The 14,971-nt window shown below is 40.1% G+C and carries 11 protein-coding genes; all 11 read left to right on the forward strand.

The window, feature by feature from the left end; genetic code table 11:
* Window positions 1-307: 307 nt before the first annotated feature.
* The 11 genes from ACP3VS_RS06185 to rbsK all read left to right on the forward strand — a co-directional run bounded on the left by ACP3VS_RS06185 (window position 308) and on the right by rbsK (window position 14,897).
* Window positions 308-1,483, forward strand: a complete 1,176-nt coding sequence (locus ACP3VS_RS06185; RefSeq protein ID WP_031416246.1) for an amino acid deaminase/aldolase — start codon at window positions 308-310, stop codon at window positions 1,481-1,483.
* Entirely contained in the window at window positions 1,471-2,793 is a 1,323-nt protein-coding gene (locus ACP3VS_RS06190; RefSeq protein WP_012294947.1) for a D-arabinono-1,4-lactone oxidase, read from the forward strand. Before ACP3VS_RS06185 ends, ACP3VS_RS06190 begins: the two co-directional genes overlap by 13 nt.
* Window positions 2,794-3,163: 370 nt before the next feature.
* Window positions 3,164-4,834, forward strand: coding sequence for a dihydroxy-acid dehydratase (gene ilvD, locus ACP3VS_RS06195; RefSeq protein WP_426388467.1), 1,671 nt, complete (start codon window positions 3,164-3,166; stop codon window positions 4,832-4,834).
* A 480-nt stretch (window positions 4,835-5,314) separates the two neighbouring features.
* Window positions 5,315-7,081: a biosynthetic-type acetolactate synthase large subunit gene (ilvB, locus tag ACP3VS_RS06200; protein WP_426388469.1), complete on the forward strand. Its 1,767-nt coding sequence runs from the start codon at window positions 5,315-5,317 to the stop codon at window positions 7,079-7,081.
* Window positions 7,078-7,593, forward strand: coding sequence for an acetolactate synthase small subunit (gene ilvN, locus ACP3VS_RS06205; RefSeq protein WP_031416242.1), 516 nt, complete (start codon window positions 7,078-7,080; stop codon window positions 7,591-7,593). Before ilvB ends, ilvN begins: the two co-directional genes overlap by 4 nt.
* A gap of 94 nt (window positions 7,594-7,687) precedes the next feature.
* Window positions 7,688-8,722 carry a ketol-acid reductoisomerase gene (gene ilvC / locus ACP3VS_RS06210; RefSeq protein WP_012294943.1) on the forward strand — a complete coding sequence of 345 codons (1,035 nt, stop codon included), beginning with the start codon at window positions 7,688-7,690 and terminating at the stop codon, window positions 8,720-8,722.
* Window positions 8,709-10,244: a 2-isopropylmalate synthase gene (locus ACP3VS_RS06215; protein WP_012294942.1), complete on the forward strand. Its 1,536-nt coding sequence runs from the start codon at window positions 8,709-8,711 to the stop codon at window positions 10,242-10,244. The genes ilvC and ACP3VS_RS06215 overlap by 14 nt, the downstream gene beginning before the upstream one ends.
* A 174-nt stretch (window positions 10,245-10,418) precedes the next feature.
* On the forward strand, window positions 10,419-11,519 hold the full coding sequence (leuB, locus tag ACP3VS_RS06220) for a 3-isopropylmalate dehydrogenase (RefSeq protein ID WP_036162816.1): 1,101 nt from the start codon (window positions 10,419-10,421) through the stop codon (window positions 11,517-11,519).
* A gap of 17 nt (window positions 11,520-11,536) precedes the next feature.
* Entirely contained in the window at window positions 11,537-12,946 is a 1,410-nt protein-coding gene (leuC, locus tag ACP3VS_RS06225; protein WP_012294940.1) for a 3-isopropylmalate dehydratase large subunit, read from the forward strand.
* A 31-nt stretch (window positions 12,947-12,977) separates the two neighbouring features.
* Window positions 12,978-13,568, forward strand: a complete 591-nt coding sequence (gene leuD / locus ACP3VS_RS06230) for a 3-isopropylmalate dehydratase small subunit (RefSeq protein WP_031416237.1) — start codon at window positions 12,978-12,980, stop codon at window positions 13,566-13,568.
* Window positions 13,569-14,012: 444 nt separating this feature from the next.
* Entirely contained in the window at window positions 14,013-14,897 is an 885-nt protein-coding gene (gene rbsK, locus ACP3VS_RS06235) for a ribokinase (protein ID WP_031416235.1), read from the forward strand.
* Window positions 14,898-14,971: the final 74 nt, after the last annotated feature.

Below are 14,971 nucleotides of genomic sequence, written 5' to 3' on the forward strand. Positions count from 1 at the left end.
AAAATAAACTAAAAAAGAGTATAATGAGAAAAAGGAGCGTGTTATATATGAATATGGCTGTAATGAAACGATTAAATCGTCAAGGACTACTAATTGCGGGCTTGCATTTGTTAGTTTTATTAAATCTAGCAGCGGATTTCCTTTACGCATCGTAATCAATTTAATAGAAAGGTGAATGAAATGTTTGTCCCATTTTAAAACAACCGTGTAGGCATAGTTAGTTAATTGCTCACGGTTGTTTTTATTTTAATGAAAGGAATTATTCTATTTCATGTCTAATACTTAGTACTTAAAAGGGAGGGATTAAATGACAACAAGGTGGGATGAATTGTTTTGTCATTTGGAACGGCCATTTGCTTGGTTGGATTTTGATGCACTTGATAAAAATATTCAAATTATACAGGATGCATGTGGGCGAAAGCCAATTCGTCTAGCAACAAAATCGATTCGTTCAGTAGAGGTGCTTCGTTATATTCAACAAAAACTTCCGAATGTAGTAGGGTTTATGACTTTTACAGCAGCAGAGACGGTTTTTTTATTGCAACAGCAATTTGATGATTTACTACTGGGCTATCCAGTAATGGAAGAGGCGGCTATACGTCAATTATTGTATTTTGTTCAAGAGGGGAAAACCGTTACGTTTATGGTTGATCGACAGGAACATATCGAACTATTATCCAAGTTAGGGAATGAAGTGGGTGTGCGCGTCCCAGTCTGCATTGATATTAATGTTTCAAATGATTTTAAATTATTGTATTTTGGTACGAAACGTTCATCATTATATTCCCTTGAGACGTTAACGCCATTTTTGCAAGCCATCAAAAATAGTCCTTCTATTGAAGTAGTCGGGGCTATGGGCTATGAGGCGCAAATCGCTGGTGTTGGTAATCGTCCAGCGAATGTTATAAAAGGTAGAGTAATAGAAGTCATGCAATCACAGGCGAAAAAGCAGGTCACCCAATTTCGTCGATTAGCTATCGCTCATATCAAGGCCTATTTTCCAACTTTACGTTTTGTAAATGGAGGAGGCTCAGGTAGTATGACCTACACAACTAAACAGAAAGAAGTAACTGAAATTACGGTAGGCTCTGCATTTTATGCCCCTGCTCTGTTTGACCAATTTACCCATTTGCGACTTGAAAAAGCAGCCGGATTTGCCTTACGTGTCACAAGACAGCCTGAAAAAAATATCGTTGTTTGTCATGGTGGAGGATATACCGCTTCAGGTGCGATTGGTAGCGATCGGTTACCTGTATTCTATGAACCTGCCAAGTTTGCATATCTTAGCTTAGAAGGGGCAGGAGAGGTGCAAACACCCATTAAGGTCAAGGGGAAAAACATTCAAATTGGCGACACCATTTATTTTAGACATGCAAAGGCTGGGGAGCTTTGTGAGCGATTTCCATTATTACATGGTGTACGAGGGGACAAGTATGTAGGACCATTTACAACATACAGGGGGGATGGACAATGTTTTCTATAGAGAAGTGGAAGAATGGAGAAAAATGGACAAATTGGGCTGGGAATGTTATTTCTTACCCAAGTGAAATGTATTTACCTCATTCCATTGAGGAGGTTTCAATGATTGTAAAACATGCCCGGGAATCAGTAAAGACGATTCGTGTTACGGGGGCCGCACACTCATTTAGCGCTGTGGCAATGCCGGAGCATATAGCTATTTCCTTACATAATATGCGCGGATTAATCGCTGTGAATGAGGAAAAGCAGGAGGCTACATTATGGGCGGGAACCTATTTATATGAAATTGGACCAATGCTAGCAAAGCATGGATTTGCATTAATTAATATGGGAGATATTCAGGAGCAAACCATTGCAGGTGCAGTTTCAACGGGTACACACGGCACAGGGGTTACACTTGGTTCCTTGTCCTCGACCGTGATGTCGTGGGGGTTTGTGGATGGGACGGGAACTTATCAGGAGCATCGACGAGGACTGGACGATTTATCAGAAGCGCTTCATGTCTCGCTAGGAATGCTCGGTATTCTTGTCAAAGTAACTATTAAAGTCATGCCATTATATGGTCTTCATTATGTGGGGGCAAGAGATACATTAGCTAATGGACTCATCGGGTTTTCGGAGGATATCCAACAACATCGTCATGTGGAATGGTTTTATTTCCCTGGTAGTGAGACGATACAGGTGAAGCGAATGAATGTTGTTGCTCCTATCTATCAAAGTGAATGGAATAAGAAAATAGAAAACCTCAAGCTACAAATTGTAGAAAATGGTGCTTTTTTTGCTATGTCTGAGCTTTGTAGGTGGAAACCAGCTTTAAGTGGTGCCATGAGTAAAATAGCAGCAGCTAATGTAGTAGAAAGTGAAAGAATAGGTATAAGCTATGAAATTTATCCTTCACCTCGTAGTGTGAAGTTTCAGGAAAGTGAATATGCTATCCCATTATCTCAATTTGAAGCTTGTTTAGAGGAAATTCATGCAACCTTTAAAAAGGGCGTTTATAATGTTCATTTTCCATTAGAATGTCGAACAACGGCAGGGGAAGCTGGTTTTTTAAGCCCTACACAGGGGCGAGAGTCCGCCTTTATCGCCTTTCATATGTATAAAGGGATGTCAGAGGAGCCCTATTTTAAATGGGTGCATACTCTAATGCAAAAATATGAAGGTCGCCCACATTGGGGAAAACAACATCATTTAACGGCTCCAAAGGTTTATGAATTATATCCTGAAATTGAAAAATTTATAAACATTCGCCACCAATATGATCCCGATCATGTGTTTTTTACAGGATATTTAAAAAAGTTATTTCTATTGTAAGCGCTATCTCCTTTACTTTCCTTTCCAACTCTCTGTTCATATTTAGAAAACTATTGTTCTATATTTTAAAAAAATTAAAATTTGAACGAAATGTCAAAATTTTTATCAAAGCGAGATAAAACTGATGCTTAATCAGCATGTAAACGATTTCAATTTTGACAGATTTTTTGAATTGTTTAAACAATTCAAAAAATAGTGTTGACGAGACCTTTTTTTCGTACTATGATAACAACAATTTAACACGTTCGTTACAGCAGTAATACTTTAGAAAGCTGTTATCTATAAACAAAAAATAAAAAGACAGAAGATTGTGATTTTTGTATATAGCAACGAACATAGTATGGAAAGCAATAAATGAGGGGCGTTTAAAATGAGAAGTGACATGATAAAAGTAGGCGTAGATCGAGCGCCACATCGAAGTCTTTTATATGCAACAGGCAAAGTAAAAGCAAAAGATTTAGGAAAGCCATTTATTGGGGTTTGTAACTCTTATATCGACATAATACCAGGTCACGTTCATTTACGTACGTTCGCTGATGTTGTAAAAGAAGCCATTATTGAAGCGGGTGGTATTCCATTCGAATTTAATACAATTGGTGTCGATGATGGTATTGCAATGGGGCATATTGGTATGCGCTATTCATTACCAAGTCGTGAAATTATAGCAGACTCAGCTGAGACGGTTATTAATGCACACTGGTTTGATGGCGTATTTTATATTCCAAACTGTGACAAAATTACACCAGGTATGCTTATGGCAGCAGTTCGTACTAATGTACCATCGATTTTTGTGTCCGGTGGTCCAATGGAGGCCGGGACATCTGCATCAGGTAAACAGCTTTCATTAACTTCTGTTTTTGAAGGTGTAGGTGCTCATAAATCAGGAAATATGTCTGCTGAAGAGCTATTAGATATTGAAAATAATGCTTGTCCGACTTGCGGTTCCTGCTCAGGAATGTTTACCGCAAACTCTATGAACTGTTTAATGGAAATGCTTGGTGTTGCTTTACTAGGTAACGGAACAATCGTAGCTACTTCTGAAGAGCGTCATAAGCTGATTAAAGAAGCGGCGAAACAATTAATTCGTATGGTAAAGGAAGACATTAAGCCACGCGATATTATTACAAAAGAAGCAATCGACGATGCTTTTGCATTAGATATGGCTATGGGTGGCTCTACTAACACGGTTCTACATACATTAGCCATTGCCAATGAAGCGGAAATAGATTACAACATTGAGGATATTAATAAGGTCGCAGAACGAGTACCTTATTTAGCAAAAATCATGCCTGCTTCCGATATTTCAATGGATGATATTAATAAAGCTGGTGGCGTTAGTGCCATTATTAATGAATTGGTGTCTATCCCAGGTGCTATACATCCTAATCGTCCAACAGTGGCAGGGCTGACAATGGGTGAATTAGTCAAAGATCATCACATTACGAATAATCAAGTCATTCGAACGAAAGAAAATCCATATAGTGCTGTAGGCGGTTTATCGGTGTTATTCGGTAATATCGCACCAGAGGGCTCAGTGATTAAAGTTGGTGCAGTAGATCCTTCCATCCAAGTATTCAAAGGTCAAGCCATCGTTTTTGATTCACAGGAGGCAGCACAAGAAAATATTGATAATGGAATAGTGAAAGAGGGCCATGTAGTCGTCATTCGCTATGAAGGTCCTAAAGGTGGCCCAGGAATGCCGGAAATGCTGGCACCAACATCTGCGATTCAAGGTCGTGGCCTTGGTACAAAGGTGGCATTGATTACAGATGGTCGTTTCTCAGGAGCATCACGTGGTATTTCAATCGGGCATATTTCACCAGAAGCTGCTGAAGGTGGTCCAATTGCTTTAGTAGAAGATGGAGATATGATTGAAATTGATCTACCAAATCGTACGATTAATTTACAAGTTTCAGAGGAAATTTTAGCTGAACGTCGTGCGAAATTACCAGTCTTTGAGCCTAAAATCAAACGAGGTTGGCTCGCAAGATATTCAAAATTAGTGACGAACGCTTCCACTGGTGGCGTTATGAAGATTTAAAACTAGATAAATGAAAACGTTGATGAGGTTAAAGGTTCTAGAGCCTTGTATCTACCAGAGAGCCGGTCGTGCTGGAAGCCGGCGATACAACTAGATCCGACATCCCCTCGGAGTGAGCTATTAAACGTGTTTACACTATTAGATAGCTTCGGGCATATTCGAAAGTGCTCGTTATTAATGAATAAATGTTTTATGACACCCTATTGGATGCGATATATTCCGCATTGGTGCATAAATGCTGTCATTTATTCGCGAGGTAGCAATTATTTGCTATAAAAAAGGGTGGTACCATGGAAAGTCTTTTTCATCCCTACGTAAGGTAGTTCTTTGCGTGTGGAGAAAAGGGCTTTTTATTATTTTCATAATGGCATGTGCTAACTCTCTTTCTTCAGGAGGAGAGCATAGACTAACCAGCTAGTGACACTTCATTAATCTACAACACTGATGTGTGAGTTTGAAAGAAATAAAGGAGGCATATTGATGAGTGCGAATGTTTCAATCAATGAAAAAGAACAATTAGCAACAACTGCAACAGTTGAGCAAACCTATCAAGCAAAGGACGGGGCCGATGTACTAGTGCAGGTATTGCATGATCAGGGTGTTGAAATCATCTTTGGCTATCCAGGTGGTGCTGTATTACCAATTTATGATGCGATGTATAAAAATCCAATCCGTCATATTTTAACAAGACATGAACAGGGTGCCATCCATGCGGCGGAAGGCTATGCGCGTGTTTCAGGGAAAACGGGTGTTGTTATTGCTACAAGTGGCCCAGGTGCAACAAACCTTGTCACAGGGATAGCCGATGCCATGATTGATTCTATACCTTTAGTGGTATTCACTGGTCAGGTTGCTACATCTGTTATTGGTACGGATGCTTTCCAAGAAGCAGATATTATGGGTATTACTACACCCATTACAAAGCACAATTATCAAGTACAAGATGTGAATGACATCCCACGTATAGTAAAAGAAGCTTTCCATATTGCCAGCACAGGTCGTAAGGGACCAGTGGTCGTGGATTTCCCAAAGGACGTTTCACAAATGTTATTTGATGTAGAGAATCCACCGCAAGCACCAGATGAAATTTATTTACCAGGCTATCAACCAACCTATAAACCTAACTATTTACAAATTCAAAAGGCGATACAAGCTATTTCTTTGGCAAAAAAACCAGTCATCTTAGCTGGTGCAGGTGTTCTTTTTGCTGACGCACGAGAAGAATTAACGGCATTTGCTGAAAAATATCGTATTCCAGTAACGAATACATTACTAGGCTTAGGCTCCATTCACGGTGAACATGAATTATTCCTAGGGATGGCCGGCATGCACGGTACGGCAACAGCAAACACAGCTATAACAAAGGCAGATTTATTACTTAATATTGGTGCTCGTTTTGATGATCGCTTAACAGGTAATTTAGCTACATTTGCACCAAATGCGACAATTGTTCATATCGATATTGATCCAGCAGAAATTGGTAAAAACGTACCGACAGATATCCCAATTGTGGCAGACGCAAAAGAAGCATTGAAAGCCGTACTGAAAAAGGATTTTGACGGTCCTGATACAACCGATTGGCTAGCCTTTTTAAAATCTCATGCCAATGATTATCCATTATGGTATTGCAAGAATGATCATGATCAAGAAATTTTACCACAAGAGGCATTGCGATTAGTTCATGAGATTACAGAGGGTGATGCCATTGTGACAACAGATGTTGGTCAGCATCAAATGTGGACAGCGCAATATTATCACTTAAACAACGATCATTCATGGGTAACGTCTGGTGGACTTGGTACGATGGGCTTCGGCTTCCCAGCCGCAATTGGTGCCCAATTTGCGAAGCCAGACAAAAAAGTTATTTCGATTGTAGGAGATGCAGGCTTTCAAATGACTGCACAGGAGCTGTCTATCCTACAGGAATTTAACTTACCAGTAAAAATAGTGATCTTGAATAATAGCTGTTTAGGAATGGTTCGCCAATGGCAAGAAACATTCTATGAAGAGCGTTATTCATCCTCACTTATGCCAATCCAACCGGATTTTGTTAAATTGGCGGATGCGTATAGTATTAAAGGCTATCGCATTAACACAATGGATGAAGCGGAAGCTATTTTCCGAGAGGCACTACTTTCTGATGAGCCTGTGTTAATTGATTGTCGTGTGAAACAGCTTGAATGTGTATACCCAATGGTAGCACCAGGCAAAGGCTTACATGAAATGATTGGGGTGAAAAAGAATTGAAACGAGTAATTACCGTAACTGTGATTAACCAAAGTGGTGTGTTAAACCGATTAACAGGTTTACTTATGAAACGTCAGTTTAATATTGAATCCATTACAGTTGGTCATACAGAGCAACCGAATTTTTCAAAAATGACCTTTGTTGTCAATGTAGAGGATGAACGCAAAATTGAACAACTGGTGAAGCAATTATCCAAACAAATTGATGTATTAAAGGTCAATGACATTACTGACAAATCGATTGTCCTGCGAGAACTAGCATTAGTAAAGGTTATTTCACCGCCAAATTTACGCTTGGAAATGAACTCGATTGTCGAACCGTTTCGCGCTCAAATAATTGACACAGCTAAAAATGTTGTGACATATCAGGTAGTTGGACACCCAGACAAAATAGATGCCTTTATTGAACTCATTCGACCATATGGCATTAAAGAACTTACACGTACAGGAGCAACAGCCTCAGTTCGTGAAACGCAAAAAATCTCAAATCCACAGCTCTCTATTTTAAAATAGTTTGCCTATAAAATTGAAGGTTTTAGATGCTGGCTTCTTAAATGGGCTGCATCTAGAGCTATGAAAATAAACTAAATTCTAGGAGGAAACAACAATGGCTACAATGTACTATGAACAAAATATTAACGAGGAAGTTTTAAAAGGAAAGAAAATCGCTATTATCGGATACGGCTCACAAGGTCATGCACATGCATTAAACCTTAAAGAATCAGGCTTTGACGTAGTGGTAGGGGTTCGTCCAGGTGGATCTTTCGATGCTGCTAAAGCAGATGGCGTTGACGTAAAAACAGTGGCTGAAGCAGCACAAGAAGCAGATGTGATCCAAATTTTACTACCAGATGAGCGACAAAAAGCTGTATATGAGGCAGAGATTGCTCCACATCTAGAAGCAGGGAAAGCCCTAATGTTTGCACACGGCTTCAATATTCACTTTGGGCAAATTACGCCACCAGCAGATGTAGACGTATTTTTAGTAGCACCAAAAGGGCCAGGGCATTTAGTTCGTCGTCAATTCCAAGAAGGTGCTGGTGTACCAGGTTTATTCGCTATCCATCAAGATGCAACAGGCCAAGCAAAAGATTTAGCACTTGCTTACGGTAAAGGCATTGGTGCCGCACGTGGTGGTCTTCTTGAAACAACATTTAAAGAAGAAACAGAAACAGATCTATTTGGCGAACAAGCAGTACTTTGTGGTGGTGCAACGCAGCTAGTAAAAGCAGGATTTGAAACATTAGTGGAAGCAGGCTACCAACCAGAATTAGCATATTTTGAAACACTACATGAGCTGAAACTTATTGTTGACTTAATGTTTGAAGGTGGAATGGCAACAATGCGTTACTCAGTATCAGATACAGCTGAGTGGGGAGATTATGTGGCAGGACCGCGCATCATCGATGAGTCTGTAAAAGCTCGTATGAAAGACGTGTTAACGGATATCCAAGATGGTACGTTTGCTCGCCGCTGGATTCAAGAAAATGAAAATGGTCGTCCTGAATATACAAAGTTCAAAGAAGCAGGTGCAAACCATCAAATCGAAGAAGTAGGTGCAAAACTACGTGAGATGATGCCATTCATCAACGAAGGTAAAGAAAAAGTGGTAAGAGAAGTGGCGACAAGTGCGAAAAATTGATATTTTCGATACTACGCTTCGCGATGGTGAACAATCTGCGGGGATTAATTTAAATACAGCAGAGAAAATAGAGATAGCTAAGCAGTTAGAGCGTCTTGGTGTGACAATTATTGAAGCAGGGTTTCCTGCTTCGTCACCAGGTGACTTTGATGCAGTCCATCGCATTGCTGAAACAGTAAAAAATTCAGTCGTAACGGGTCTTGCCCGGTGTATTCAAAAGGATATTGATACGACATGGGAAGCTATTAAAGGTGCTCAACAGCCACATATTCATATTTTTCTAGCTACTTCGCCTATTCATATGGAATACAAGCTGAAAAAATCACCAGAACAAGTGATTGAGCAAGCGGTTGAAGCGGTTAAATATGCGAAAAAATATTTTCCACTTGTACAATGGTCCGCTGAGGATGCGTTCCGTTCAGATCGTGAATTTTTAGTACGAATTATGAATGAGGTAGTTACCGCAGGTGCAACAACGATTAACGTTCCTGACACAGTCGGCTATGCCTCTCCATACGAATATGGTGCTCTATTTAAGTATCTGCTGGAAAACGTAAAAGGTGCTGATAAAGTCAAGTTCTCTGCCCATTGTCATGACGACTTAGGAATGGCAACGGCCAACACGTTGGCGGCAATTGAAAATGGTGCTGCACAAGTGGAAGGAACAATTAATGGCATTGGAGAGCGAGCAGGGAATGTAGCGTTAGAAGAGATTGCCGTGGCACTTCATATTCGCAAGGATTATTATCAGGTAGAAACAGGGATACAGCTGCAAGAGATTAAACGTACGTCCCAATTAGTCAGTAAATTGACAAACGTCGTGATTCAGCCAAACAAAGCGATTGTTGGGAGAAATGCATTTGCACATGAATCTGGTATTCACCAGGACGGTGTGTTAAAAAATCCAGAAACTTATGAAATTATTTCACCTGCACTTATCGGTGAGGGAGAAATACCTTTAGTTCTTGGAAAACATTCTGGTCGAGCAGCCTTCCGTGATCGAGCTGAAACATTGGGCTTTGATCTATCAGATGAAAAGTTAAATAAGGCATTTGTAGAATTTAAAAAATTGGCGGATCGTAAAAAGGAAATTACAGAGGAAGATTTGCTGACTTTACTTACAGAACAGCAAATCCAATTAGAAGATGTACCACTATTTGAATTGAAAATGGTTCAAGTGCAATACGGTACAGAAAATATTCCGACGGCCACAGCCATTGTGCTAACACCAGAAGGATTAGAGAAAACGGTAGTTGCCACTGGGGCTGGTTCAGTAGAAGCCATTTTTAACACGCTAGAGCAGCTAGTGCCAAATGCTGTTCATGTGATTGATTACCGTGTGACATCAGTCGGTAAAGGCCGTGACGCACTTGGTGAAGCTGTCGTAAATATTCGTTATGATCATGTATCGACGACTGGCCGCAACTCCTCTCAGGATGTTTTGGAAGCATCGGCAAAAGCTTATTTAAATGCTATTAACCGTCATTTAATAAAAGAAAGTCTTCGTGCACATCCAGTTTAAATAATCGTCCTGTTTTATAAGTAGTGAAATGTGTGAGGTTCATTCACAAGTCGGATGCAATAATCATGGCGTATAGGTTAATCAAGAAAAATTGAATACGCTCACCACCCATTAATTTGGTGAGCGTTTTTACTAAATTAGCGAATGCGCTATACAAAGAAGGGTGTTTTGATGATGGAGAAAAAAATTACAGTACTTCCTGGTGATGGAATTGGGCCAGAGGTTGTTGCTTCTGCTGTGCGTGTATTACAAGTGATTGGTAAACGATTTAATCATACTTTCCATTTAGGGTATGGAACAATCGGGGGCGCTGCCATTGACCAACATAATAATCCACTACCAGATGAGACAATTGAGATGTGTGAGAATAGTGATGCGATTCTACTAGGAGCTGTTGGTGGACCAAAGTGGGATCAGAATCCACCAGAATTACGCCCTGAAAAGGGATTATTGCGAATCCGCAAACACTTTGATTTATTTGCTAATCTGCGTCCTGTAAAGGCGTTCCCGAGTTTACTAGATGCTTCTCCATTGAAGCGTGAAGTAGCAGAAAACGTTGATTTAGTGATTGTTCGTGAACTAACAGGGGGCGTATACTTCGGGGAACCACGTATGCGTACTGAAAATGGCGCAATTGATACAACTGTTTACTCGAAAGTGGAAGTTGAGCGTATCGTTGAAAATGCCTTTGAGCTAGCACGTTTACGTGGAGGCAAGTTATGCTCTGTTGACAAGGCAAATGTTCTTGAAACAAGTCGTTTATGGCGAGAAGTCGTAGAAGCAAAGAAAAAAGATTATCCAGATGTAGTAGTAGAGCATAACCTAGTGGATTCTGTAGCGATGAAACTTATTACAAATCCTGGACACTATGATGTAGTAGTTACGGAAAACATGTTTGGGGATATTTTAAGTGATGAAGCATCAGTCATTACAGGTTCTCTAGGTGTATTACCATCGGCATCTATTCGTGGAGATAATTTTGGCTTATATGAACCAGTACATGGGTCAGCACCTGAGATTGCTGGTCAAGGAGTGGCAAATCCTGCAGCAACCATACTTTCTGTAGCGATGATGCTTCAATACTCATTTGGCTTGAAGGAAGAGGCATCAGAAATTGAACGTGCTGTAAGTGCGGTATTTGATGATGGTTATTTTACAGCAGATCTTGCTCGTAATGGCAGTCGAGTTTTATCAACGAATGAATGGACAGACAAGGTTATGAATGAAATTGATACTAGTTTTGTTTCACAAAGTATTATGACAACATATATTTAAAGAAATAGGTGAAGATAATGGGCAAAAATATAATTGAAAAGATTTGGGATAAACATGTTGTTTATCAGGAAGAGGGCAAACCGGACCTGTTATATATTGATCTTCATTTAATTCATGAAGTAACTTCTCCGCAAGCTTTTGAAGGGCTTCGGATGAATGGTCGTCAAGTACGTCGTCCAGATTTAAGCTTTGCGACAATGGATCACAATGTTCCAACAAAAAATCTACCAACAATCCATGATCCGATTGCACGCAACCAAATTGAAACTCTAGCCAAAAATGCTGAAGAGTTTGGTGTTGAGCTGGCAGGTATGGGCCATCCTGATCAAGGAATTGTCCATGTTATTGGACCAGAGCTAGGACTTACACAGCCAGGTAAAACAATTGTCTGCGGTGATTCACATACATCTACACATGGTGCATTTGGGGCGATTGCCTTTGGTATTGGAACTTCTGAGGTAGAGCATGTATTATCGACGCAAACGTTATGGCAAAATAAGCCAAAGACAATGGAAATTCGTGTTGAAGGGGAGCTATCAGTCGGAGTTGCCGCTAAAGATATTATTTTAGCCATTATTGCAAAGTTCGGAATTGGCGTTGGCACAGGATATATTGTGGAATTTACTGGAGAGGCTATCCACAAACTGTCCATGGAAGAACGGATGACGATTTGTAATATGTCGATTGAGGCTGGTGCCAAGGCAGGGCTTATATCTCCTGATCAAATAACTGTAGACTATATTCGAGGTCGTAAATATGCTCCACAAGGCGAACAATTTGAGGAAGCGGCTAACTATTGGTTAAGCCTTGCCTCTGATGAAGATGCTACTTACGATACAGTCCGTATTATTCATGCAGAAGAAATCGAACCTATCATTACATGGGGGACAAATCCATCGATGGGTACGGGTGTTTCTGGCCACGTCCCAACACTAGCAGACTATAAGGATGAATCCGATAAAGCTGCGCTTCAAAAAGCACTTGATTATATGGGCTTAGAGGAAGGGCAACCATTAACGTCCATTGATATCCAGCATGTCTTTATTGGCTCCTGTACAAATTCGCGTATGAGCGATTTACGTGCAGCTGCAAATGTTATTAAAGGAAGAAAGGTACATGGCGATGTTACAGCAATCGTTGTACCAGGCTCTTATTCTACGAAAAAACAAGCAGAGGCAGAAGGTTTGGATAAAATCTTTATAGATGCCGGCTTTGAATGGCGGGAGTCGGGTTGCTCTATGTGTTTAGCAATGAATGATGATGTAGTCCCAGCGGGTGAACGCTGTGCTTCAACGTCCAACCGCAACTTTGAAGGACGTCAGGGAGCGGGTTCTCGTACACATTTGGTATCGCCACCAATGGCAGCCGCAGCGGCGATTGCAGGCCATTTTGTAGATGTACGTGAATTTGTAAAGGAAACTGTGTGAAGCTTGTTTTTACATGGAAGGGATGTTGAAAATGGAACCAATTAATATCGTAAATAGTGTCATTACACCACTTGATCGCAAAAATGTTGATACCGACCAAATTATTTCAAAAGAGTTTTTAAAGCGTATTGAGCGCACAGGTTTTGGACAGTTTTTATTTTATCACTGGCGCTTTGATGCAGATGGTAATGAAATAAAAGACTTTGTATTAAATAAACCAGAATTTAAAGAGTCAAAAATTCTAGTGGCACAGGATAATTTCGGCTGTGGTTCTTCGCGAGAGCACGCACCATGGGCCATTTTGGATTATGGATTTAATGTTGTCATTGCGCCTTCCTTTGCAGATATTTTCCATAATAACTGCTTTAAAAATGGCATTCTTCCTATTAAGCTAACAGAAGCGGAATGTGATGAAATCCTAGCCAAGGGTAAAGCAAATCCATATGCAGTGGAAGTGAATCTTGCGGCACAAACGGTGTCTGATGGTGATGGGACAGTCTATCATTTCACAATAGATCCGTACTATAAGGAAACCTTGCTAAATGGTTGGGATGAAATTGCCTTAACGTTTAAATACGAAGACCATATTGCTGCATATGAAGAGAAGCGGGTAGCCTATTAATATATTTTTGTAGACTGAAGACAAACTGAGCGTTGTCTTCAGTTTTTTTATGCGTTAGCAAATATCCATCCTAGCATTTATGGATAGAATGTGAATAACAGTAAATTTAACAAGAATATTCTGAATATAAACATTGTGAATAAATGGTATATTTTGATAATGTGGAAGTAGCAAGTTATTTGAAAGGAGAATAGATAATGATAACTTATTCAGTTTCCTGTATTTTTTGTAAAAAGACGTTTGAGGTTGTGGAAGGGACAAGGAAATATACCTTGTATAAAAGGAATATGAAAGGAAAATTCTCCTGCGAGGATTGTGATAGTAGAATTGAACATGAGGCTAGAAAAGGATTGTTAGGAAAACTTTAAAAAGGCCTTTAACATACCCTGTCCCTGACCTTGGTTCTCCATTAAAATAGAGCTTAGAAGGAAGGTAGGGAAATCAATGATTACAGTTATAGGAAGTCTAAATATGGATTTAGTTGTACAAATGAATGCTTTTCCAAAGCAAGGAGAAACCATTCTCGGTCATGCATTTCAAACAGTTCCAGGAGGAAAGGGGGCAAATCAGGCAGTGGCTGCTTCTCGACTGGGAAGTGACGTGGCGATGATTGGCTGCGTCGGTCAGGATAGTTTTGGTGAAACATTATGTGCGGGTTTGCAGCAAGAGCGAGTAAACACAGAAGCCATTGTTCATAGTGCTACAGCTCCAACAGGCATTGCTAATATTCTTATTTACAATCAAGATAATCGTATAGTAGTAGTGCCTGGTGCAAACTATGAATTAGCACCTTCACATATAGAGGCATCAAAAGAGCTGATACAAAAAAGCCAAATGGTGATCATTCAACTGGAAATTCCAAAAGAAACAACAGCATATGCCATTCAACTTTGTAAAGAAGCAGGAGTGCCAGTATTGTTAAATCCTGCACCAGCAGCAAATTTTGATAAACAGTGGATGAAGGATATCGCCTATTTAACACCAAATGAAACAGAATGTGCAGAAATTTTTAATGAGCCCGTCGATCAGCTACTAGAAAAGTATCCTAATAAGCTTATTATAACGCTAGGTAGTGATGGTGCGCGTTATTTTGATGGGACATTTCCCAGTCATATCCCAGGCTATATGACGACAGCTGTGGATACAACAGGTGCAGGTGATACCTTTAACGGTGCACTAGCTCATGCCTTAGTAGAGGGTCAATCATTGGATGAGGCAGTGTACTTTGCTAATCTTGCTGCCTCATTGTCTGTTGAAAAGTTTAGTGCACAAGGAGGGATGCCTACACTTGGGGAAGTATACGCGCGTATGGCGGGTCTAGGTGAATAGTATGCCTATAGGAATAAGGGAGAACTGGATAGCTGTAATAAAGCATAATTTTGATGGCAATTTTAGTAAAATTC

It is taken from the genome of Lysinibacillus sp. VIII_CA (genome assembly GCF_049943995.1).
Lineage (GTDB): Bacteria > Bacillota > Bacilli > Bacillales_A > Planococcaceae > Lysinibacillus > Lysinibacillus pinottii.